Origin of the sequence: Prevotella sp., assembly GCF_036570325.1 — a bacterium.
Classification (GTDB): Bacteria; Bacteroidota; Bacteroidia; order Bacteroidales; family Bacteroidaceae; genus Prevotella.
In genome coordinates, this window is record NZ_DATCYK010000056.1 from 22839 (window position 1) to 45828 (window position 22990).

Here is a 22990-nt window from a genome sequence, read left to right on the forward strand (position 1 = left end):
ATGATTTGTAATTTTAAAAATATATCCTTGTGGGTTGTGGCGGCAGAATGGGGCAGTAGCGTTGTTTTTCCGCCGTCGGCGTCCCGCTGTGGGGCTTTACTTATTGAATAATTCGCGCATGGCGCTTTCTTCCTGACGTATTCTTACCACGAGCAAACATAGGTAAAGGGGGAAGCCTACGCACAGTGTGGTCCATGCGTTGCAGAGCAATGCCACGCCGATAAGCTCGGGCATGATGTTCAGGAAATAGTTAGGATGGCGCACGGTCCTGAACAAGAAGCTGCGCTCAATGCGCTGGTTAGGCACGATGTAGAGTTTTACGGTCCATATATCTCTTAGCTTATAGATAACGTAAAACAACATGGCATAGGCAAAAGTCATGACGCCAACGCCTATGATGGACGTGGAGTTAAAATCTACCGCTTTGACATGAGCCTCGTAAAGTGCCGAAAAATAATAAGCGATGTGGGCCAGTGTCAGCAAGAGCGAATTGAGTTTGCCATACTGTACGCCTCCTTTTTTCAGCAGGAGTTTCTCATTGCGGATGGAAAATGATAAAGATACGAGTCGCAGAGCGAAGAACACGATGAATGTAATGATAATGTATTGCATAATCGTTTTATAAAATTGAGTTAAAAATATTTGCTGTTTATAGCGTGGCAAACTACGCTTTTTGCCTCGATTTCCCGCGTTTTGCTTTTGTTACGGCCTCGTTCTCATGTGCATAGAATGGGCTGAACGCATGGTTGTTGTCGCAGGTTCCTGAAATGGGCTGTGTCTTTATTGAAGGAAATGTGTTGCCTTATTTTGATTAATTACTCGCTACTTTCTGACGTGTCATTGCCGATAAGGCGGTCAGCGGCTTTGTGGCTGATAATGGAGACTTGATTTCTTGCGGTTCCATTGCTCCTATCTTTTAATGAACTTCAAAAGCGGCTGCAAAATTAAATAAAAAATATCATATTGTTGCTTTTTGCTATATAAAAAATGTTTTTTGTGTTATAAAAAGCTTATTTTCTTCCTTTATGAATATCGTTTTTGACTGATAAAATGTCGGTAGCACGTTGGTAAGCAAGTAGTAAGGCTGTTGAGGAATGGTAAAAGTGTCAAGATTGTTGACAATTTTCATCGCTCTTGGGAGTGTGTCATGTAGCGAGGAAAAAGAGAAAAAACAGCGTTGGATTGGTCGAAATCATGCGCTTGTGCCTCGATTTTCGGTTTGCGGAAAGCTCATAGCGGCCCTTTGGGATTGCCAAAACGCAGGAATTGTCAAGCGAAAGCATGGTTTCGACCTGCTCAAAGCACTGCTTTGGGAGTGTCAAAGCATAGGTTTGAGGTGAAAGCAGCGGGCAAGAAAACGGATGACTTTTGGTAAAATATTGATTATTAGTTGGTTATGAACTTGCTTTGTTTTCGTGTTTTTCCAATTGAGGACAAAGTTTTTTTGAAAACAAGGCTTGTTTTTGGAGTCTTTGTAAAGAAGTTTCGCAATTGTAAGTTACAAAAAACGGGAACGATACGCTGTCGTCCCCGTGATGGCGTTTGTAGTCAATGACCGTTTAAGGAAGGAAGCCTTGACGGCGCAGTGCCTCAAGCAGCCCTTGGCTCATGGCCTCGTTGTCTTTGCGGGTGTAGCGCAAGTCGGTGAATACTTGGGCTAAAGTCTGCTTATGGTTGATGGCTACGAAGTGGCGGTTTTCGGGCAACGATTCCTTTTCGTGGTAGAAATCGTCAATGCTTTCGGCTGTATAATCTTGATAAGATTCCTGATGTACGATAGCCCTTAGGGGCAGCCGGTCGGACAAGGCGGGTTGTTCGGCGGGCCAGCCGAGGGTGATGGTGGCCACGGGAAATACCAACCGGGGCAGTCGCAGCGTGTCGATGATGGCCTGCGGATTGTAGAGTGTGGTGCCCAGAAAGCAGGTGCCGAGCCCCGCTTCTTCAGCCAAATTGCAGAAAGTTTGCGTGTAGAGCAGGGCGTCGGTGGCCGCGTTGAGAAAGCTGAGTGCGTTATCGTAGCCGGGCGAGGCCTGCCGTTGTGTGGCCCAAGCGGTGGTGCGACGGAAGTCGGCGCACACGGTGAGCACCACGGGGGCCTCCGTTACCATGGTCTGATTGAAGTGAGCGGGCGCCAAAGCGGCCTTGCTGTCGGCTTCGCGGTTGATAACTACGCTGTAAAGTTGCAGGTTTCCCATGGTCGGAGTGCGTTCGGCTTCCTCGATAAGCCGATAAAGAAGCTCGTCAGTCACGGGAGTGGCAGCGTATTTGCGGATGGTTGTGCGGGTTATTAGTGATTTCATAAAATGGAAAACTTTTGTTTTACAAAGGTAAAAAGAGTTTCCCGTTTTTGGAAAGTTTTAACTATGTGATTTCCGAAATAAAGTTCTAAAAGGGTCAATATTAGGAAAATATATTGTAGTTTTGCAAGCAAACAACCTACATTTATTTTGTTCATGGAAAATAATAAAACGTATTCGTACGATGAGGCTTTTGAGTCTACTTTGAAGTATTTTAACGGTGACGAATTGGCCGCTCGTGTTTGGGTGAATAAGTATGCGATGAAGGACAGCTTCGGCAATATTTTTGAGAAGAGTCCGGTCGACATGCACTGGCGCATTGCCAATGAAGTAGCTCGCATTGAGAATAAATACAAGAACCCCGTTTCGGCCCAACAAGTCTTTGATCTTTTGGATCATTTTCGCTATATCGTGCCCGCCGGCAGTCCGATGACGGGCATTGGCAACAATCATCAGGTGGCCAGCCTTAGCAATTGCTTCGTGATTGGCCTTGATGGCGACGCCGATTCCTATGGCGCCATTATGCGTATAGACGAGGAGCAGGTGCAGTTGATGAAGCGAAGGGGTGGCGTCGGCCACGATTTAAGCCATATACGCCCGGCCGGAAGCCCCGTGAACAACTCGGCACTAACGTCTACGGGCTTGGTGCCTTTCATGGAACGATACAGTAACTCCACACGTGAGGTGGCGCAGGACGGTCGTCGTGGCGCCTTGATGTTGAGCGTCAGCATTAAACATCCCGACAGTGAGGCGTTTATCGACGCCAAAATGACCGAGGGAAAGGTAACGGGTGCCAACGTATCAGTGAAGTTAGACGATGCCTTCATGCAGGCGGCGGTAGATGATAAGCCCTATGTGCAGCAATATCCCATCACCGGTGAGCAGCCCATGGTGAAGAAGGAAATCTCTGCCCGCAAGCTGTGGGAGAAGATAGTGCACAACGCTTGGAAGAGCGCCGAGCCGGGTGTACTCTTTTGGGACACCATTTTGAAGGAGAGCATTCCCGACTGTTACGCCGATTTAGGCTTCCGTACGGTGAGTACAAATCCGTGTGGCGAGATACCCTTGTGCCCTTATGACAGTTGTCGTTTGTTGAGTATAAACCTCTATAGCTACGTGGAGAATCCGTTTACCGACCACGCTTCTTTCAACTTTGCAAAGTTTGAGGAGCATGTTCGCTTAGCTCAGCGTATCATGGATGACATCGTTGACTTGGAAATGGAGAAGATAGAACTCATCATGAGCAAGATAGAGCGCGACCCACAAAGCGGTGAGGTGAAGGGCGCCGAGTATCACTTGTGGGAGAAAATCAAGGAAAAGAGCGGTAAGGGTCGCCGTACCGGCGTGGGAATCACGGCCGAGGGCGACATGCTTGCGGCTTTGGGACTGCGCTATGGCACGCAAGAGGCCACTGATTTCTCGGTTTCCGTGCATCGGGCTTTGGCGCTCAACGCCTATCGTTCGTCGGTTACGATGGCCCAAGAGCGTGGCGCCTTTGAGGTGTTCGACGCCAAGCGTGAGGCTGCCAATCCTTTTATCTTGCGTATGAAGGAAGTCGATGGAAAGCTTTACGAGGACATGTGTAAGTATGGCCGTCGCAATATAGCCTGCCTGACCATAGCTCCCACGGGCACCACATCGCTCATGACGCAAACCACCAGCGGCATAGAGCCGGTGTTCATGCCGGTTTATAAGCGTCGCCGCAAGGTGAATCCCAACGATACCGACGTGCATGTGGACTTTGTGGATGAGGTTGGCGACAGCTTTGAGGAGTATATCGTGTACCATCGTAAGTTCCTTACTTGGATGCAGGTAAACGGATATGACACGGAAAAGAAGTACTCGCAAGAGGAGATAGATGAGCTGGTGGCCAAGTCACCTTATTATAAAGCAACGGCGAATGACGTGGATTGGCTCATGAAAGTGAAGATGCAAGGCGCCATTCAGAAGTGGGTGGACCATAGTATCAGCGTTACGGTGAACCTGCCCAACGAGGTCGACGAGGCGCTTGTCAACAAATTGTATGTCGAGGCATGGCGAAGCGGCTGTAAAGGTTGCACTATTTATCGTGACGGCAGCCGTTCGGGTGTCATGATTTCCGTGTCGAAGAAAGACAAGAAGAAAGAGGAGAAGGAGAAGAAAGCCGAAAACATCGTGCTTCATCATCCCGAAGTTACCGAGGTTCGTCCGAAAGAATTGGAGTGCGACGTGGTTCGTTTCCAAAACAATAAGGAAAAATGGGTGGCCTTTGTGGGCTTATTGGATGGTTATCCCTATGAAATCTTCACCGGATTGCAAGATGACGAGGAAGGCATTATGCTGCCCAAGAGCGTCACGAAGGGTAGGATAATCAAGCGGGTGAACGAGGACGGCTCGAAGCGTTATGACTTCCAGTTTGAGAACAAGCGTGGATATAAGACGACGGTTGAGGGATTGAGCGAGAAGTTTAACCCCGAGTATTGGAATTATGCCAAACTTATATCGGGTGTGTTGCGCTATCGTATGCCGATAGAGCATGTCATCAAGCTCGTAGGTCAGTTGCAATTAAAGAATGAAAGCATTAACACGTGGAAGATAGGCGTGGAACGTGCGCTGAAGAAATACGTTACTGACGGGACCGCGGCTAAGGGACAGAAGTGTCCGGTGTGTGGTCAGGAGACGTTGGTGTACCAAGAAGGTTGCCTGATTTGTACCAATTGTGGTGCCAGTCGTTGCGGATAATCAGTGATATAGCACATATATGATAGTCGATAACGCTAAAATTACACTTACCAACCTGCGGTTTCACGCCTTTCATGGCGTGATGCCGCAGGAGCGTATAGTGGGCAATGACTATACCGTAAGCGTGGAGATAGGTTATGATTTCAGCCGGGCAATGGTTTCGGACAATGTTCGGGACACCTTGAATTACGCAGAGGTTTATGAGGTTATAGCCGCGGAAATGCGTTGTCCCGGTAAGTTGCTGGAGTATGTTGCCGGCAGGATGGGTCAGAAACTGATGGAAGTGTTTCCGGCAATACGTGAAATGACCCTGCAAATCGTCAAGCTCAACCCACCGATGGGGGCTGATACGGATGGTGCCGGTGTGGAAGTTCACTTAATAAATGATAAAACTGGAAGTCTGACATCGGTTTTGTGACATATATTCTGTAATTTTGTCCTAATTTAAATAGGTATTATGAGTGGAAAGAAAGTTTTCTTATCAACCCTAATTCTCTTGTTTGTAAGTTTGTCGGTCGCGGCCGATAAGAAATTTGTATTGGTGATAGATGCGGGCCATGGCGGAAAGGACACCGGAGCCATGGGCGCTTTTTCAAAGGAAAAGACCATCAATCTTAACATAGCACTTGAGTTTGGACGCTGCGTGGAGCAGAATTGTCCGGATGTAAAGGTGGTTTATACACGCAAGACTGACGTCTTTATTGATTTGCATCAGCGTGCCCATATCGCTAACAAGGCCAATGCTGATTTGTTTATTTCAGTGCATACGAATTCCCTTCCGCCGGGAAGAGTGGCCCGAGGTTTCCAAACTTATACCTTGGGTATGCACCGGGCTAAGGACAATTTGGATGTGGCTATGCGTGAGAACTCCGTTATTTCGATGGAAAAGAATTATCGGCAGACCTATGCCGGATTTGATCCAAAGTCTTCGGAGAGCTATATCATGTTTGAATTTATTCAGGGTAAGAACATGGAAAAAAGCGTGGAGCTGGCCCGGGATATTCAGAACAGCGTGTGTAGAGGTGTTGGTCGTATCGACAAAGGAGTACATCAAGCGGGCTTTTTGGTGTTGCGTGAAACGTCAATGCCCAGTTGTCTTATTGAGTTAGGATTCATTACATCGGCTGAGGAGGAAAATTTCCTCAATAGCTCGGACGGTATTCGGCAGATGGGACAAGCTATTTTTCAGGGATTTCTTCGCTATAAGAATAAATATTTTAATGGTATCGTGGTGCCTTATAAGACGGAGCGGACTGAGACAACGACTGTCCCGCAGTTGATAAAGCCCCATGAGACGACGCAGCCGGCCGCGGTGGACCAGCCTGCCAATGCCGATCAGAAGAGTGAGAGTGGCGTGGCGCAGTCTCGTCCGACACGTTCTGTGCCGCAGCAGCATGAAAACGCGCAGCAAACGGACGCTGCCAAGCCGGTGTTTAAGGTGCAGATATTGAGTAGTTCTCGTAAATTGCGACCGACGGATGAGCATTTTAAAAAGCTCGAGCCGGTAGAGTGTTATGAGGAGGGAGGCTTGAATAAGTACACTTATGGCGCTTCTACGAATTATAATGAGGTTTACCGTTTGCGTAAGGAGATACTCGATAGGTTTCCCGAGGCGTTTATCGTTGCGTTCAAAAATGGTGAACGGATGAATATAAACGCGGCGATAGTAGAGTTTAAGAAAAATCGTTAAGCAGAAGATTAAATAATAGATAAATGACGAAGGTGTTTACAAAGGAAGTAAAGATAGCCGTGGTGGCTGTTTTGGGAATTATAGTTCTTTTCTTCGGACTTAATTTCCTGAAAGGAATGTCTGTTTTTTCAAATGACAATACATTTTATGTAAAGTTCAAGGATATTAGCGGCTTGTCTTCCTCTAATCCCATTTATGCGGATGGGTATCAGATAGGAGTCGTGAAAGGTATCCATTATGATTTGGAACATAAGGAAGATATTGTTGTCGAAATCGGAGTTGAGAAAGGATTGCGTATAGCCAATGGCAGTACCGCGGAGATCGTTAGTGACTTGATGGGCAACGTTAAACTTAATATTTTGATGGCCAATGATCCTCGTAATCGGCTGGAGCCGGGCGACACCATAACAGGTGTGGTAAATGGAGGAGCACTGTCTCAGGTGGCGGCTATCGTGCCTGAAGTGCAGAAAATGGTGCCTAAGCTCGATAGTATTCTCACAAGTGTGAATCAATTATTGGCTGATCCGGCTATTGCGGCGTCATTGCATAATATTCAACACATAACGGGCGATTTGACAACCTCTACTCGTGAGCTGAATCAGTTGTTAGCTTCTGTCAATCGTCAGGTTCCGGGTTTGATGAATAAGGCAAATGGAGTTTTGGATAATACGAATCAATTGACGGCTAATTTGGCGAAAGTAGATGTGCAAGGTACCATGCAGCAAGTAAACCAAACGTTGGCAAATGTGCAGCAGTTCACGGATAAGTTGAATAATAATACCGGTAGCTTGGGATTGCTAATGAATGATCCGGCACTTTATAATCATTTGAGTGCGACAATGAAGAGTGCGGATTCCTTATTAATTAATGTCCGTGAACATCCTAAGAGATATGTACATTTCTCGCTCTTTGGTAAAAAGGACAAGTAATTAGATAAGAATTATAGACTCAGGAGTTTAGGAATATCGATTCAAAAGTTAAGAAATATAGATTTAAGACTTAAGAAATATAGATTTAAGAGTTAAGAAATCATTTGTTCATTCTAAATAAATTGAGTCTAAATTAATAGGCCGTAATGTTTCACGCATTGCGGCCTATTGCTAAACCTGCTGATATACGGGGAATTCAGAGTGTGAGTAGAATGTTTCACTATGATTACAATGGAACTGTCGGATGTATGTAAGTGTATGTAAATCAGTGATTTGTAATTTTGCAATAGCTTGTTTTGGCTATTTAGACTCATTATCTTTGTAAAGTCCATAACATGAGAGAGTTAAGGCTTGTTCTTTAAAAAAGTCTAAATCAGAAGATTTGTTTTTCTGGTAATTCTTTGCTAAATTTGCAAAGCAAGTAATAGCCCTTAGTGGGAGGAAACTAAGTTCTAAGGCTGTTAGTTCAAGACATTAATTTAGTTGTCATAATTGAATATTGTACATGATGAGTCCTAATGCTTGTTGGGACAACGCCCTTGCGCTCATCCGGAAGAGTGTTGGAACACAACAGTATGATAAGTTGTTTAAGCCACTTGTCTTCGAGTCATTTGATGAAAGTCAGAAGATATTGTTGGTTCAGGTGCCCAGCTCCGATATTGTTAAGGAGCTGGAAGCCGCTTATATGGACTTACTTAGTAAGGTTTCGCTTGAATCTTTCGGCATGTATATTCGTTTGGCATACCGTGTTATGGCTAATAGGGCAAATAACTTGCCCCAAAACGCACAGTCAAAGTCAACGGATACCGGCGTAAAAGCTGCGTCAAGAGCGCACGCTAATCAGGCTTCAGTCGTTTCAGAAGCCACAAAGCCGCAGGATATTGATTCACAATTAAACCCTCACCAGACTTTTAAGAACTACATAGAAGGTAAATGTAATAAGCTGCCGCGGTCTGTTGGGCAGAGCATTGCGGAGCATCCGAACAATAATCAGTTTAATCCTATGTTCATCTATGGCCCAAGTGGCTGTGGAAAAACACATTTGATCAATGCGATTGGTGTGCATGCAAAGCAATTGTATCCACAAATGAGGGTGTTGTATATCAGTGCTCGCCTTTTTCAAGTGCAGTACACAAACGCTGTTCTTCAAAATGAAGTCAACGATTTTATCAACTTCTATCAAACGATAGATATGTTGATAGTTGATGATATTCAAGAGTGGGCAACCGCAACAAAGACACAAGACACTTTCTTTCATATCTTTAATCACCTTTTCCGTAATGGAAAACGTATTATATTGGCCAGTGACCGTCCTCCCGTAGATTTGAAAGGAATGAACGATCGTTTGTTAACACGTTTCTCATGTGGGCTTATCGCTGAGCTTGAAAAGCCGAATGTAGAGCTTTGTGTGGCCATTCTGAATAGCAAGATACGCCGTGATGGACTTCATATTCCTGAAGATGTAGTCCATTTTATAGCCTCAACAGCCAATGGAAGTGTGAGAGATTTGCAAGGCGTTATCAATAGTTTATTGGCTTATAGCGTTGTTTACAACTGCGAAGTAGACATGAAGTTGGCGACAAGAGTTATCAAACGAGCCGTTAAGATTGATGATAAGCCGCTGACGGTAGATGACATTATGGATACCGTATGTACGCATTTTAATGTTACAACGACAGCGGTGAATAGCAAAAGTCGTAAACGTGACTTGGTCATAGCCCGTCAAGTATCTATGTATTTGGCGCAAAAGTACACTAAAATGCCCGCTTCAAGAATAGGAAAGTTAGTTGGTAACAGGGATCATTCCACGGTTATTCACAGTTGTACACAAGTGGAGCAGAAGTTGAAGTACGACGCCGCTTTCCGATCGGAACTGGTTTCAATAGAAAATTCCTTTCATTTGAAGTAATTGTTTTTAGACAATTAAGAATTGATTGCTTGAAAAGTAGGTAAGAATAGTATTTAAATGGTTACATAAGAAAAGCGTCATGGTCGATTGGCCATGGCGCTTTTTCATTTTGGTATTTCGTGAAATACTGACTTTTAGTGCTTTCCCAAGAAGGTGAGATATACGAGATAGAAGCCATCTCCATGGAGACTGACACGCTCGGCATTGGCTTCATTGAGCGTGCCTTGCCACAATTCATGGTAAGGATAGGCGTTCCAAACGAGTCCGTCGCTTGAAAGTCGGTTGCAACCAAAGTTGAAAATACTGACTTGTTGGCCTTTGAACGTGGTAAAACTACTATCGCCTTGCGTTGGGATAAAGTAACCTTTATCGGTAATCATGATGGGTTGAAGGTTAAATTCACGATAGTAGCGTAGTAATAGCGATATATTGGCCAGCGTGTGGTCCTCCCTTTTGCCGGTAGCGGCAAGGAAAGCCACCCGGCTTCCGGGCTTCGTGCCGGCTAAAGAAGCATAATGGCGTGTGGCTTTCGTCAAATCATTATCTTCTTGTTCAGTTACATGTATGAAGTTTAACTGCGCCTTCAGATCCTTGCTCAAGCTGTCGCCATCGCCCACAACGGTAAAGCTGTCAGCCGAAAAACCATGGTTAAGCAGTGTCTCCGCGGCACCATCGCAGGCTATGATGTGCTTAGCATGGTGCAAAATGCTTAACGCTATGGGATCCTCGGGAAAGGAACCATTGGCTACAATGACCATGTCGAATTGCGTGTCGGCCGTTATTTTGGGGTAAATATTCATACGTTGCTTTACTTTTGAGCGCTTTGTTGCTTCATCATTCTATTCCATTTGAAATATCCGGCCACAGCTATCACCACATACATACCATAAAGGCCGGCCTTGAAAGGTATGCCCTTATTGATGTAGAGATAACAACTGATGACATCAACAACAATCCAAAAGAACCATTGCTCGATATATTTGCGAGCCAAAGCCCATAGTCCAACGAAGCTCAAAGCATTGGTAAAGGCGTCGAGTAATGGGACCGTGGAATTGGTGTATGCCCGTAAAATCCAATAAGTGAGCGCCCACGCCGTGAAGAAAAAGAGGATAGCTGGCAGGTAAAGACGCTTGGGCATGTGGCTGATCAGTAACTGCTGACCTGCTTGTTGGTTATGTTTCCGGCCAAATTTCCATACCGCATAGCCGTAGATAGCAGCTAAAGTGTAGTACACGGCCATGCCCGCATCGCCGTAAAGACCATGGCTATAGTAGAGCCAAACATCGAGTGCGGGCATGATAATGCCCACAACCCATAAAAGAATGCTGGCACGATATTCCAGCACAATGTAGGCTATGCCCAAGATTGTGGTCAGAATATCGAGCCAATGGAGTGTTATGAAATCAGTCATCGTTTAAAGCGTAATGCTCAGATGGGCAAGGAAGTTGATGGGAGCCTGCGGAGAATAAGCGGCCCACGTCCAACTTTCTTTCCCCTCATCGTTGTATCCGGCGCTGGCATAGCCGTTGGTAAAATACTTCTTTGAGAAGAGGTTGTAAACCGTCGCGCCCACAGTGATACTCTTAACCGATTTAAGTTTGAAGGTATAGCTAAGGTCGAGGTTGGTCACACAGTAGTCGTCGAGCGTCAGATTCTCGTTATCGTCGTTGGTCATGTACTGCTTTCCGATGTATTGGCTTTGCAGTCCGGCCTCAATGCCTTTGTAACTGAAGGTAAAAATATTGTTGAAGATAACGTCGGGAGAGAAACTCAAGTGGGTGGTTCCGAAGCTGAGCGCTTTTCCATTGTCGCTTTTCACCGTCCAATCCTTGGCTCTGTTCTTGCTGAAAGAGGCGTTCGCATCCCATTTAAACCAATCAAGCGGTTTCCAAGCAGCCTGAAGTTCAATGCCTTCACGGTAAGAAGAGCCCACATTTCGGTGAATCATTTCGCCGATGGCGTTGATTTCACCCGTCAACACGAACTGATCCTTATAATCCATGTGGTACAAATTAATCGCCGCGCTCAATCGTTCACTTTGGTATTTGTAGCCCAATTCCCAGTCGGTCATGCGCTCTGCCTTTGGCTTGGGCGTCGGATTGCCCTCGAAGTCGTTGCGGGTGGGCTCACGGTGGGATATGGCAAACGAGGCGTAAGCCATGTGATTGGGGTTGAATTGATAGAACAGACCGGCCTTGGGATTGAAGAAATCGTAATGCTCGTCGTAGAGCCATCCCTCCTTAGCTGCCGCGGAATAGTTGTCATTGGGGTCTTGAATGCGGTAATCGATGTGACGATATTGCAAATCCACGTAGGCACTCAAGCCTCGCCATAGGTCAACATTCACCTTACCGTAGAAACTTCTCTCGCTCTTTTCGGCCTTGTTGCGATAGTATTCGGTATCGGGATAGTTCTCAACGGGCGCTTTCACCACGCTGATGACGTTGCCGAAATGGCGCCCACTGTAGCGATTGATGGCTCCACCCACCGAAGCGTCCCAGCGACCTCTTTTGTAATTGACCGCATAAACGGCGCCATAGAAGTCGTTACTCAGGTTCTTCCGGCGGATGATGTCCGAAAAGAGCGTCGTGCCCGTGAAGCCATAGTCGGCCAACGCGGCTCCGGCCTTGTACTGCTCATAGTAACCGAAGCCGGCGGTATAGTGGAGTCCGATGTTGAAATTGAATCCTCCACCGAGCAATTGGTTCCAAATAAGCTGGTAGTTCTGCTGATGATAGTTGTCCGTTTGGTTGCTGTAATACTTAGTTTTACCATCGACGTCGGTGTATTCGCCGCAAGGATTGTAACGACGGCCAAACTTTTCCATTTGTTCTTTCGTGGCATAGTCCCATGCCATGTAAGTTTTCTCCGTTCCGTTGAAGGTGAGCAACTTCACCATTGTATTGGTACCGGTGTACGCTCCTTGCAGGAAATAAGAGTTGAGGTTGGTCGACGCCCTGTCGATATAGCCATTGCTGCCGATGTTTGACAAGCGTCCGTTGAAACTCCAGTGGTCGGCAAGGAGGCCGGAGCCGAAGAGCAAGCTCTCCTTATGGGTACCGTAGCTGCCCGCCGCCGTGCTTAGCGTGATAAAGGGGGTAAGCGATGGTGCGTCGGTCTGCATGTTGATGGTGGCGCCAAAGGCCGCGCTACCATTCGTCGACGTACCGACGCCACGCTGAATCTGCACGTCTTTCACGCTCGACATGAAGTCGCCCATGTTCACGAAGAACACTTGAGAGCTTTCAGCGTCGTTAATGGGAATGCCGTTGGCCGTGATGTTGATGCGGCTGGGGTCGGTTCCACGCACCTTGATGGACGTGTAGCCAATGCCGTTGCCGGCGTCGCTCGTGGTCGTTACGCCCGGTGTGAGCGATAGGAGGAACGGAATGTCGTGGCCATGGTTGAGCTTTTTGATTTGTTGTTTGTCCATCGTGGTGTAAGCCACGGGCGTCTTTCGCCCCGCACGGGTAGAAAGAACCTCCACGTTTTGCAGCTCATAGGTTCGGAGCGTGTCTATTTTTTCCTCTTTCGGGGCGGCATGCGTAGCCGACAAGCAGGCTGTAGCCGCGAGAATCAATGCTATTTTCTTCATTTCTTGTGTAAATATTAATGATTTATTATCCTTTTCACAGAAAATGAGTGCCTGCTATCAGCTTTGTCATTTGTCAGATGGAAAAACTCGTGGAATCGTTATCCTTGTCCCTGCGTCGGCATTATCCGTATCAGGTTCCATGGGTCTGATCTCAGCATCCGCAATTGCGGTAGCACCCCTCTGTGGTTTTCAGTGTGGTCAGAAAACGTTGCAAAATTACTTATTCGTTTTCAATTGGGCAAACATTGTGCTGAAAAATGTGGACCATGCGTGGCCTGCCGCCATTGTGATGATGTGGGGTTGGGGGAGTAGGGGGCGTGCGCCATCGTCTTCTTGTCGGCAGACTTGCATAGGAAACGCCTACGCTTTAGATTCGTAAGCGTAGCGAATATAGTGCTGAAAATATTTTACAAAATGCTTTTACAGGCTTCGTTATTTGAAAATAATCAAACTTTGGTCGGGAAAATCGCTGTTTTGAGACTTTTAAATAATAAGCTGATAATCAGTGTTTTATAATATTTAATGCCGTGTTGTCGCCATTTCGGGCTTCTGAAAGGACCCTTATGACCGACTGAAAGCAGGCTTTTGGCGTGGGCGAAAGGCTGCATCGGCAGGCTCGTAGTCGTGCATCGGGTGGGTGAAAGGGCCATAATGACCTGCTGCTTGCGGAATTTCAGGTTGCTGTTTGCCGGAAAAGAACGGAGTATTCTGCCAAATAAGGAAGTGTCTATCGTAGATGGTGAAAAAAGAAAGAGCGTTTTTTAGGGAATAAAAGTTTACAAAACGCAGTGGAGAAAAGAGCGTGTAATTTTGCTTTTAGCGCTTCTCGGCACTTGGGGGACATGAAGAGTTGGGACCCGATGATTGGAATTCATGGGAGCGGCACTAACGTTTTTCGCCTGAGAACGGCAGGGACGGGGAGAAAAAAGAAAGGAGAAATCTCCGTGAAGAGACTTCTCCTTTTTGTTTGAAACGGAGCGTTCGTTCGCTCTGTGTGCTTATTTCTTGCAGTTGCAAGCGGTCCATGGCTTCAGTTCCTTGAAGAAGTCATGTCCCTTGTCGTCCACGAGGATGAAGGCGGGGAAGTCTTCCACACGAATCTTCCATATCGCTTCCATGCCCAGTTCGGGATATTCCACGCACTCAATGCTCTTAATGCTGCTCTGTGAAAGTACGGCGGCAACACCTCCGATGGTGCCTAAATAGAAGCCACCATGCTTTTGGCAGGCGTCGGTAACGGCTTGTGTACGGTTACCCTTGGCTATCATCACGAGCGAAGCGCCGTGGTCTTGGAACTCGTCAACGTAGGGATCCATTCGGTTAGCGGTAGTTGGGCCCATCGAACCGCAGGCATATCCCTCGGGAGTTTTGGCCGGTCCGGCATACAGAATGGGGTAATCCTTGAAATATTTGGGCATGTCCTCACCTGCGTCAAGACGTGCTTTGAGCTTGGCATGGGCAATGTCACGAGCCACGATGATGGTGCCTTTGAGGTTCACACGGGTGCTTACGGGGTATTTGGTCAGCTCCGCGCGTACGGCGTCCATGCCCTTATCGAGGTCTATCTCTATGCCGCTGGCGCCTTCGCCGGGCTTACGGTATTCCTCGGGGATAAGTTCTGATGGATTGGTGTCCATCTTTTCCAGCCAAATACCATCGGCGTTGATCTTCGCTTTGATGTTACGGTCGGCCGAACAGCTTACACCCATGCCGATAGGACAGCTGGCGCCGTGGCGTGGCAGGCGGATGACACGGATGTCGTGGGCCAAAGCCTTACCACCAAACTGTGCGCCGAGGCCAATCTTGTGGGCTTCTTCGAGGAGCTTGTTTTCCAAGTCGATGTCGCGGAAAGCACGACCGGTCTCGTCGCCGGTGGTAGGAAGATTGTCGTAATACTTGATGGAGCCGAGTTTCACGGTGAGCAGGTTCTTCTCAGCTGAGGTGCCACCTACGACGAAGCAGATGTGATACGGGGGACAAGCGGCCGTTCCGAGGCTCTTCATTTTCTCAACGAGGAAGGGCAGCAGCGTGCCTTCGTTCTGAATGGTAGCCTTGGTCATGGGGTAGAAATAGGTCTTGTTGGCTGATCCGCCGCCCTTGGCAACCATCACGAAGCGATACTCCGCGCCTTCGGTAGCCTCAATGTCAATCTGTGCGGGCAGGTTACATTTGGTGTTAACCTCGTCATACATGTTGAGCGGAGCGTTCTGTGAATAGCGCAGGTTGTCCTCGGTAAAGGTGTTGTAGACACCGCGTGAGAGGGCTTCCTCGTCCTCAAAGCCGGTCCATATCTGCTGACCTTTCTCGCCATGGATAATGGCCGTGCCCGTGTCTTGGCAGAAGGGAAGCACGCCTTTCACGGCAGTCTCGGCGTTGCGGAGGAACTGCAGGGCCACGTATTTGTCGTTTTCAGACGCCTCGGGGTCGTTGAGGATGGCGGCAACCTGCTCGTTGTGTTCGCGGCGCAGCATGAATTCCACGTCGTGGAAAGCCTGTTGGGCAAGGAGAGTGAGGGCCTCTTTGGATACCTTCACAATCTGTTTGCCTTCAAATTCACTTGTTGTAACGCCCTCTTTGGTCAGGAGGCGGTATTCAGTATCGTCCTTTCCGGTCTGGAACATGGGCGCATACTTGAATTCAACTTTGTTTGCCATAATGTCTTTATATTTAAAATGATGAATAAATTAATAATGTCCGGTTGATAGCTTCTTCACGTTGGGGCTTTAAAAGCCAAAGATGTCTTCCGTGGTGAGGCGCTTGATGGGGCCTATCTTTTCCAAGGCCTTCATGTCGAGGTTGGTCTCATCGCCGAGAATGATGTAGCGATAAGGCTTGCGGGCGATATGGCTTTGCTCGAAGTTGACCATGTCTTTCAGCGTGAGCGATTGCACCTTATTATATACGTGCTGCATGTAATCGTTTTCAAGGCCTAATTGCTGCAAGAACAGATAGCGGCTGATGATGTTGAATTTTGTGGTTCGGTTGCTTTGTAACGTCTTTATCAGGCTCTGCTTGGCCAAGTTGAAGGCGGCCTCATTTTGCGGCATGTTGTCAAGAATGTCGTTGAAAATCTTGATACAGTCGGTCATCTTGTCGTTCTGTGATATGATGTGGGTGAAGAACGACTCGGGTTGTGACTTGCGTTCGGGGCGCTGGTAAAGGGCGTAAGCGTTGTAAGCCAAGCCTCGGGTCTCACGCAGTTCTTGGAAAACGATGGTGTTCATGCCGCCGCCGAAGTACTGGTTAAAGAGAGTTTCCACGGGTGCCTTGTCCTGATTCCAAAGGTTTCCCTCGTTATGATACTGACGCATGTAGATGTTTTTGGCCACATAAGGAGCGATGATTACCTCGTTCTGTGGCGTCAGTTGTGCCTTGTAGGGCTTGGCTTGTGGGTCTTTGGCCCAATTCTTGGCCACTTTATGCTCTTTAATCAGTAGGTCGCGGAGTTGTTTTTGCGTGTCGGGACCATAGTAGAGCACCGTATGGGCGTGGTTCTTCAGCCCGCCGAGCAGGTTGACGAGCTGCTGTGGGTTCATGGCTCTCAGCTGTTTCATCGATAAGTCGTTACGAGTAGGGTTGTAAGGACCGTAAACGCCGTAGTTCCAAAGGGCTTCAAAGTTTTGCTGTTGGTTGGTTTTGGCGTCTATACGGTTCTTTTCCATCAGGTCGCAGAATTGTTTCCACGTGTCGTTGTCGGCTTGTGCGTTGCTGATAACGTCCTCCAAGAGTCTCAAAGCCTGAGCCATGTTCTCTCCAAGGCCGCTTAAGGATATGCTGATGTTCTTCTTGTCGGTGGTGATTCGATAGTTGCAAGCCAGTTTGTAGAACGCTTGCTTGATGTCGGAGACCTTCATTGACTTGGTGCCAATGAAGTCGAGATAGGCCGCGGCGTATGAATAGCGCAGGTCGGACTCGTCTCCGAAGTTGTAACGGAATATCAGTTGGAAAAGATCATCTGATGTATTGCGTTTGTAGATGTAAGGTAATCCTTTCTTCACATTGCCGAACGAGAGTTCTTTTTTGAAGTCGACGAAGACCGGTTGGATGGGTTTAGTCTCCGAGGTGCGGATGTTCGCGAGGAATTTACTCTCATATTCACGGTTTGCGGGAATAGGAGTGATAATGGGCTTCTCTATCTTTTTGAGGGTGGAGTCTACGCCCATGCGCTTGTAAACGCAAATGAAGTTGTCGGTGCGCAGGTTCTGTCGGGCAAAGTTGATGATGTCTTGCTTGGTCAGTTTGGCCTGCCGGTCTAATTGGAGCGCTTGTTCTTCCCAGCTCTTGTCGTTGACAAAGGCGTCAACCATCATGTCTACCCGGTTTTCGTTGTCGTCAAGTGAGCTGTAATATTTCAGCTTCTTATTGGCGATGACTGCCGGAAGCAAGTCGTCGGAGAACTCTCCGCGGCCCATTTTTTCTATCTCTTTCAAGATGATGGCGCGCACATCTTCCAATTTTTGGCCTTGTAGGGGCGAGCCGTATACGATGAATGCGCTGTAATCGTGCAGCCCATCGATCATGGCACCTACGCCTTGGGTTTTCATCTGCTGGTTGATGTTTGTGTCGAAGAGGCCGGCCTTGCCGTTAGCAAGCATGTTCTTGATAATATCGAGCGTGTCGTTTTGCAGTTCGGCGCTGCCTTTGAAGAGCCATGCCATCATCAGGTTCTCGGCGTCTTGGCCCACAACGCTGGAGTCTTTGGGGGCTGTCAGTGGTTTTTGAGCGCTGAATTCAGGGCGTGAGAGATTAGGATTGGGCTTCCAATCGCCGAAATATTTGTCGATAATGGCAATTACTTCGTCGGGATTAAAGTCACCGGCCATCGTAATGGCTACGTTGTTTGGCACGTAATAACGGTTAAAATAGTTCTTGATATTGACGATGGAGGGATTTTTCAAGTGCTCTTGTTCGCCTATGGTCGTTTGGGTTCCATAGGGGTGAGTGGGTGTGAGGAGCTTCCATAGTGCGGCATACTGTTTGCTATTGTCGCTGCCCATGCTGATGTTTTTCTCCTCATAAACGGCCTCAAGCTCCGTATGGAAACCACGGATGACCATGTTTCGGAAGCGGTCGCTCTGTATCTTGGCCCAGTTTTCGACTTCGTTGGCCGGTATGTTCTCTATGTAGCAGGTTACGTCATTGCTGGTGTAGGCGTTGCTTCCCTCACTTCCGAGGCTGGCCATCAGCTTATCGTATTCGTTGGGGATGTTGTATTGGGCGGCCAATTGTGATATAGAGTCTATCTCATGGTAGGCTTTTTTGCGTTCGGCGGGCAATTTCAGGGTGCGATAGTGCTCATATCGGCGTTCTATTTCGTCAAGATAGGGCTTCTCTTTATTATAATCGGTGGTTCCGAATTGCTGTGTTCCTTTGAACATCAGGTGTTCTAAGTAGTGTGCCAAGCCTGTGGTTTCGGCGGGATCGTTGCGTGAGCCGGTCTTCACAACGATGTTGGCTTGCAGGCGGGGCTTCTCCTTATTGACGCTCAAGTACACTTTCAATCCGTTATCGAGTGTGTAAAGACGTGTTTGGGTGGCGTCTCCTTTCACGGTGGTGTAGGGATAGTCCTTTGCGACAACGGAGGTCGTGATGGCCAATGTCGCGAATAAGAATAGTAACTTTGTCTTCATTATATGATAAAATATTTGTTTTTTGCCTTATAATTCAATTCTCGAAATCAATCTCGTGGTCCAGATTTTCAAGGAAATCATCGAGCACCGCAGGCTCAACATCGCCCATGGCATACTCTTTCTCGGCGTCTTTCCTTATCTCGGCCACCCATGCCCGGCGGGCCTGAACGTAGTCTTGGTGTATGCGGTCGATGTCTTCCTCGGTGATTTCTTCCAACTGATAGTAATCAAGAATGAGCCGGTAGGTCCATGCCCATTGGTAATCGCGATAGTGGCGGTTGATGTCTTCAAATCGAAGAAGAATGTCTTCGATGGTGTCAAGCTCACCGTCTTTGATGTCTTGGGTGAGCTGTTGCTCCTCGCTGTCGGGCAGTAAAAGGCCCGAGAGGTCATTCCATGGTCCCAATCCTATGGTTGTTGAAGGTGGACTAAAAGGCCCTCGCTTCAGTACCCGCTTTAAAACGGCGCCCATGTAGATACGCAATGCGATGTCATAATACTTGATTCCTTTGCGTAAGGAAGAGGCGTTGATGACATATTCGTGGTAATTGTAAGTGGAAACATTGTCGCCGCTGGCCTCTCGAAGTTTCTCCAATATGCGTTTTCCTTCGAGAATCTCACCCACGGAGAACGGTGACAGCCAATCGAAATTGACAATACTCTTTTGGCAAACCTTTGGTCTGACATCGCGCTTGGGCCATTTCCGGATGTCACGGTAAAGCCCTACGGTTGTAATATTGCGCCCGGGAGACAGATACATGGTATCTCCATAGGCGATTAAATAAGAGAATGGCAGGTTGCGAGTGTCGGGATGATACATCAGTTTTCCAAAACAAACGCTGAAAGTTCCGATGTTAGCGGGCATGAGCAGGTAGGCTCCACTAGCAGTCTTGCAGCCTCGCTCGAGCATACCGTAGTGCATCGGCCCCATTTTGTAGGCATGGTTGCTGAAGTTAGTGGCGCTTCCCGCGTTGTAAAAAGAAAATTGTCCGCCGATGAGGAGGCTGCTCTTATGGTGGCTTGCGGTGAAAGGTCCACAGAAAGCGGCGCATGCTTCGCCGTTGCTCATGTAGGAATTAGCGAAGAATACGCTGGATGCGGCCGTGAATCCATTGGCTATCTTGCAGGCTTCACCTACAAAACAGTTCTGCATTTTGACGCTGTTGATGATGGAAGAGCCATAACTGATGATGGAGTTCTCGCAGATAACGCCGGTTCCGATGAAGACATTGGCGTTGTCGTTGCTGAGAATTGTACAGTCGCTGAGCCGTGAGGCACCGCTGATTTCGCAGTCGTCTTCGATAATTGTGTTAGTGATTTCCTTGGTGTTGACAATCTTTACATTGTTGCCCAACGTGCCTCGGTCGGGCTGACGGCTGTAGATGTTCTCGAGAATCAGCCGCCGTATGGCGTCTCTCAGCTCACGGTCGTGCATGTGTTTCACCATGTAAGCGGCGAACTGGCTGCTCAAATCGCGGAAAATCATTAGGTTTCCATCGCCTATCTCATTAAGAACGGAAATGAGGTTGCCCTCCCCGTAGGTAGCGCCCTCGGTCGTTTCGAGTGTACATACATTACTGATGTAGCAGTCATCGCCTATCGTGTAGTTGTTGATATAGTTGCCTACGTTCTCAATCAGGCAGTTGTCACCAATGCTGACGTTCCTAAGTGTGGCGTTATTGATACCGGAATGTTTCATGAAACCACGGCTAACTTCGACGTTCTTGTCGAAAAGTCCCAGCTCGATGTCGCCATAGAACATCACACGATGAAAGTAATTAGGGCGAAAATCCTCATCTACCCAAATGCGATTCCAGTCTTCTGCCCAGCAACTGTTGTCTTCCAGTATGCTTATTTCATTATCAGTAAGTTGTCTCATTTGTCTTCCGGTTATTTGATTCCGTAAATATGGCTTACGTTCAGTCTACCTGCGGATAGAGAAAATCATTGTAAGGATATTTCTGAACATGGAGTTCGCTCACCTTCTTGTATAGGATGTTGCGGAACTCATCAATGTTTTCTTTGTTCTTTGCCGATATAAACAGACAGTTGTCGTTCAACTGTGCCATCCATGTTCGCTTCAGTTGGTCCAAGTCAATATTCTCTTTAGTGGCGGGAGTGAGGTCATCCTCTTCCTTCTCTACCCACTTGTAATTGTCTATTTTGTTGAAAATGATCATGTTGGGCTTATCACTGCACCCTAAATCTTTGAGCGTTTGGTTCACCACGTTAATCTGTTCTTCAAAGTCGGGGTGTGAAATGTCGACCACATGGAGTAACAAATCAGCCTCTCGAACCTCATCCAAGGTTGATTTAAAGGAGTCGACAAGGTCGGTAGGGAGCTTGCGAATGAATCCTACAGTGTCGGCAAGAAGGAAGGGAAGGTTCTCTACCACCACTTTACGAACGGTGGTATCAAGGGTTGCAAAGAGCTTGTTTTCCGCGAAAACCTCGCTCTTTGACATGAGATTCATGATCGTTGACTTGCCCACATTAGTATATCCCACGAGCGCAACTCTTATCAATCGGCCACGATTTTTGCGTTGAGTGGTCTTTTGTTTGTCGATTTCGGCCAGTCGTTGCTTTAACAATGTGATGCGTTGAAGGATGATTCGGCGGTCCATTTCCAGCTGGGTTTCACCCGGACCACGCAGACCTACCGAGCCTTTTCCGCCGCCGGAACCCGATCCGCCGCCTTGTCTTTCCAAGTGAGTCCACAAGCGTTGCAGACGGGGAAGCATGTAGCGATACTGTGCCAGTTCCACTTGTGTCTTCGCGTTGGCCGTCTGTGCCCGCATGGCAAAGATGTCCAGAATGAGCGAAGTACGGTCAAGAATCTTTACTTGTAGCTCGTTTTCAATGTTCCTTATTTGCTTGGCAGAGAGCTCATCGTCGAAAATGACCATGCCGATGGGTTCATCTTCTTCCTCACATTCCAAGATATATTGTTTGATTTCCTCAAGTTTGCCTTTTCCAACGTAGGTCACTTGGCTCGGACCGTTTACTTTCTGCGTGAAACGTTTCACCGTTATGGCCCCTGCGGTGTCGGCGAGGAATTCCAATTCGTCGAGATATTCTTTGGTTTTAGCCTCATCCTGCTCTTGTGTAATCAGGCCAACGAGAATGGCCGTTTCGGCTTTGGCTTCAGAGATAACAAATTCTTTCATTCTGAATTTTCAATATTTTTCTATGTCACAAAATTACATTAAAAGGGTCACACCACAAAATAAATGTGTTGGTTTTATTCCCCTTCGATACTTTTTTGACACCTACAGTTGGCAATTGATTATGCGATGACAATTTAAATCTTAATCATTTAAAATTTATTTTGCTTTTTATGATAATCTCACTATCTTTGTGTCTTAATAGAAAAATACTAACTTCATTAAAAGAAACCATGAGAGTAATTATTGAGAAAGATTACGAGCAGTTGTCGAAATGGGCGGCTGAACATGTGATTAAACGAATTAATGAGTTCAATCCTACCCCCGATCGCAAGTTTGTTTTAGGGTTGCCAACCGGCTCTTCGCCCGAAGGTATGTACAAAGCGTTGGTCGCTGCTTACAAGGAAGGCCGAGTAAGTTTCAAGAATGTCTTGACATTTAACATGGACGAGTACGTTGGTTTGCCTGAATCTCACCCCGAAAGTTACCATTCTTTTATGGCTCGCAATCTTTTTGACCACATTGATTGTCCGAAAGAAAACGTACATATCCTGAATGGAAACGCGGAAGATCTTGAAGCAGAATGCGCTCATTACGAGCAAATGATTGTGGAAGCAGGCGGTATCGACCTCTTCCTTGGCGGTATAGGTCCTGACGGTCACATCGCCTTTAACGAGCCTTTCTCCGCTCTTACGTCACGTACCCGCGTGAAGACTTTGACCACTGACACCATTATAGCTAACAGCCGATTCTTCGATAACGACGTAAATAAAGTGCCTAAGCACGCCCTTACCGTCGGTGTTGGCACCGTTATGGCCGCCAAGGAGGTGATGATTTTGGTTAACGGTCACCATAAGGCCCGTGCATTGCAGGCCGCTGTGGAAGGTCCGGTTACCCAAGCATGGACTATCAGCGCCTTACAACAGCACCCACATGCCATTATCGTAGCTGACGAAGCTGCTACTGAAGAACTGAAAGTAGGAACTTACAGATACTTCAAAGACATAGAGAAAGATAATCTCTAAGTCTTTTTATTAAAACAAAAAACTCCCTTT

At 47.3% G+C, this 22990-nt stretch carries 16 protein-coding genes and 1 riboswitch; of the genes, 7 read left to right on the forward strand and 9 right to left on the reverse strand.

What is annotated here, in order from left to right; all coding sequences use genetic code 11:
• Positions 1-96: 96 nt before the first annotated feature.
• Positions 97-612 carry an isoprenylcysteine carboxyl methyltransferase family protein gene (locus VIR50_RS04130; protein WP_331933872.1) on the reverse strand — a complete coding sequence of 172 codons (516 nt, stop codon included), beginning with the start codon at positions 610-612 and terminating at the stop codon, positions 97-99.
• 482 nt (positions 613-1094) lie between these two features.
• On the opposite strand from VIR50_RS04130, the gene VIR50_RS04135 reads away from it, so the two are divergent.
• Positions 1095-1340: a hypothetical protein gene (locus VIR50_RS04135; RefSeq protein WP_331933873.1), complete on the forward strand. Its 246-nt coding sequence runs from the start codon at positions 1095-1097 to the stop codon at positions 1338-1340.
• A gap of 219 nt (positions 1341-1559) precedes the next feature.
• Here the strand turns inward: VIR50_RS04135 and VIR50_RS04140 are convergent, their stop codons facing one another.
• Positions 1560-2300: a nitroreductase family protein gene (locus tag VIR50_RS04140; RefSeq protein ID WP_331933874.1), complete on the reverse strand. Its 741-nt coding sequence runs from the start codon at positions 2298-2300 to the stop codon at positions 1560-1562.
• A gap of 153 nt (positions 2301-2453) precedes the next feature.
• On the opposite strand from VIR50_RS04140, the gene VIR50_RS04145 reads away from it, so the two are divergent.
• The 5 genes from VIR50_RS04145 (at position 2454) to dnaA (ending at position 9546) form a co-directional block, all read left to right on the forward strand.
• The gene (locus tag VIR50_RS04145; protein ID WP_331933875.1) at positions 2454-5018 is read left to right on the forward strand and encodes an adenosylcobalamin-dependent ribonucleoside-diphosphate reductase; all 2565 of its coding nucleotides are present in this window, start codon (positions 2454-2456) and stop codon (positions 5016-5018) included.
• Between the two features lie 19 nt (positions 5019-5037).
• Positions 5038-5436, forward strand: coding sequence for a dihydroneopterin aldolase (gene folB, locus VIR50_RS04150; protein WP_331933876.1), 399 nt, complete (start codon positions 5038-5040; stop codon positions 5434-5436).
• Between the two features lie 39 nt (positions 5437-5475).
• Positions 5476-6708: an N-acetylmuramoyl-L-alanine amidase family protein gene (locus VIR50_RS04155; protein WP_331933877.1), complete on the forward strand. Its 1233-nt coding sequence runs from the start codon at positions 5476-5478 to the stop codon at positions 6706-6708.
• Between the two features lie 23 nt (positions 6709-6731).
• Positions 6732-7637: an MlaD family protein gene (locus VIR50_RS04160; RefSeq protein WP_331933878.1), complete on the forward strand. Its 906-nt coding sequence runs from the start codon at positions 6732-6734 to the stop codon at positions 7635-7637.
• 505 nt (positions 7638-8142) lie between these two features.
• Complete coding sequence (gene dnaA / locus VIR50_RS04165) at positions 8143-9546, forward strand: chromosomal replication initiator protein DnaA (RefSeq protein ID WP_331933879.1); 1404 nt, start codon at positions 8143-8145, stop codon at positions 9544-9546.
• Between the two features lie 134 nt (positions 9547-9680).
• Here the strand turns inward: dnaA and VIR50_RS04170 are convergent, their stop codons facing one another.
• The 7 genes from VIR50_RS04170 to hflX all read right to left on the reverse strand — a co-directional run bounded on the left by VIR50_RS04170 (position 9681) and on the right by hflX (position 21938).
• Positions 9681-10346: a thiamine diphosphokinase gene (locus VIR50_RS04170; RefSeq protein WP_331933880.1), complete on the reverse strand. Its 666-nt coding sequence runs from the start codon at positions 10344-10346 to the stop codon at positions 9681-9683.
• Positions 10347-10354: 8 nt separating this feature from the next.
• Complete coding sequence (pnuC, locus tag VIR50_RS04175) at positions 10355-10957, reverse strand: nicotinamide riboside transporter PnuC (RefSeq protein ID WP_331933881.1); 603 nt, start codon at positions 10955-10957, stop codon at positions 10355-10357.
• Between the two features lie 3 nt (positions 10958-10960).
• On the reverse strand, positions 10961-13141 hold the full coding sequence (locus VIR50_RS04180; RefSeq protein WP_331933882.1) for a TonB-dependent receptor: 2181 nt from the start codon (positions 13139-13141) through the stop codon (positions 10961-10963).
• A 90-nt stretch (positions 13142-13231) separates the two neighbouring features.
• Positions 13232-13331: riboswitch (TPP riboswitch) on the reverse strand.
• 808 nt (positions 13332-14139) lie between these two features.
• Positions 14140-15795: a fumarate hydratase gene (locus tag VIR50_RS04185; protein ID WP_331933884.1), complete on the reverse strand. Its 1656-nt coding sequence runs from the start codon at positions 15793-15795 to the stop codon at positions 14140-14142.
• A gap of 69 nt (positions 15796-15864) precedes the next feature.
• Entirely contained in the window at positions 15865-18771 is a 2907-nt protein-coding gene (locus VIR50_RS04190) for a M16 family metallopeptidase (protein WP_331933885.1), read from the reverse strand.
• A gap of 34 nt (positions 18772-18805) precedes the next feature.
• A complete protein-coding gene (locus VIR50_RS04195; protein ID WP_331933886.1) occupies positions 18806-20650 on the reverse strand; it encodes a DUF4954 family protein in 1845 nt (614 codons plus the stop codon).
• Positions 20651-20690: 40 nt separating this feature from the next.
• Positions 20691-21938 (reverse strand): GTPase HflX, encoded by a 1248-nt coding sequence (gene hflX, locus VIR50_RS04200; protein WP_331933887.1) that lies wholly within the window; start codon positions 21936-21938, stop codon positions 20691-20693.
• A 230-nt stretch (positions 21939-22168) separates the two neighbouring features.
• On the opposite strand from hflX, the gene nagB reads away from it, so the two are divergent.
• Positions 22169-22960: a glucosamine-6-phosphate deaminase gene (gene nagB / locus VIR50_RS04205; protein WP_331933888.1), complete on the forward strand. Its 792-nt coding sequence runs from the start codon at positions 22169-22171 to the stop codon at positions 22958-22960.
• Positions 22961-22990: the final 30 nt, after the last annotated feature.

Excerpts from the sequence above, each read along its gene's own strand:
- VIR50_RS04130 (WP_331933872.1), bottom strand. The coding sequence starts at position 612 with ATGCAATACATTATCATTACATTCATCGTGTTCTTCGCTCTGCGACTC.
- VIR50_RS04135 (WP_331933873.1), top strand. The coding sequence starts at position 1,095 with ATGGTAAAAGTGTCAAGATTGTTGACAATTTTCATCGCTCTTGGGAGT.
- VIR50_RS04140 (WP_331933874.1), bottom strand. The coding sequence starts at position 2,300 with ATGAAATCACTAATAACCCGCACAACCATCCGCAAATACGCTGCCACT.
- VIR50_RS04145 (WP_331933875.1), top strand. The coding sequence starts at position 2,454 with ATGGAAAATAATAAAACGTATTCGTACGATGAGGCTTTTGAGTCTACT.
- folB (WP_331933876.1), top strand. The coding sequence starts at position 5,038 with ATGATAGTCGATAACGCTAAAATTACACTTACCAACCTGCGGTTTCAC.
- VIR50_RS04155 (WP_331933877.1), top strand. The coding sequence starts at position 5,476 with ATGAGTGGAAAGAAAGTTTTCTTATCAACCCTAATTCTCTTGTTTGTA.
- VIR50_RS04160 (WP_331933878.1), top strand. The coding sequence starts at position 6,732 with ATGACGAAGGTGTTTACAAAGGAAGTAAAGATAGCCGTGGTGGCTGTT.
- dnaA (WP_331933879.1), top strand. The coding sequence starts at position 8,143 with ATGATGAGTCCTAATGCTTGTTGGGACAACGCCCTTGCGCTCATCCGG.
- VIR50_RS04170 (WP_331933880.1), bottom strand. The coding sequence starts at position 10,346 with ATGAATATTTACCCCAAAATAACGGCCGACACGCAATTCGACATGGTC.
- pnuC (WP_331933881.1), bottom strand. The coding sequence starts at position 10,957 with ATGACTGATTTCATAACACTCCATTGGCTCGATATTCTGACCACAATC.
- VIR50_RS04180 (WP_331933882.1), bottom strand. The coding sequence starts at position 13,141 with ATGAAGAAAATAGCATTGATTCTCGCGGCTACAGCCTGCTTGTCGGCT.
- VIR50_RS04185 (WP_331933884.1), bottom strand. The coding sequence starts at position 15,795 with ATGGCAAACAAAGTTGAATTCAAGTATGCGCCCATGTTCCAGACCGGA.
- VIR50_RS04190 (WP_331933885.1), bottom strand. The coding sequence starts at position 18,771 with ATGAAGACAAAGTTACTATTCTTATTCGCGACATTGGCCATCACGACC.
- VIR50_RS04195 (WP_331933886.1), bottom strand. The coding sequence starts at position 20,650 with ATGAGACAACTTACTGATAATGAAATAAGCATACTGGAAGACAACAGT.
- hflX (WP_331933887.1), bottom strand. The coding sequence starts at position 21,938 with ATGAAAGAATTTGTTATCTCTGAAGCCAAAGCCGAAACGGCCATTCTC.
- nagB (WP_331933888.1), top strand. The coding sequence starts at position 22,169 with ATGAGAGTAATTATTGAGAAAGATTACGAGCAGTTGTCGAAATGGGCG.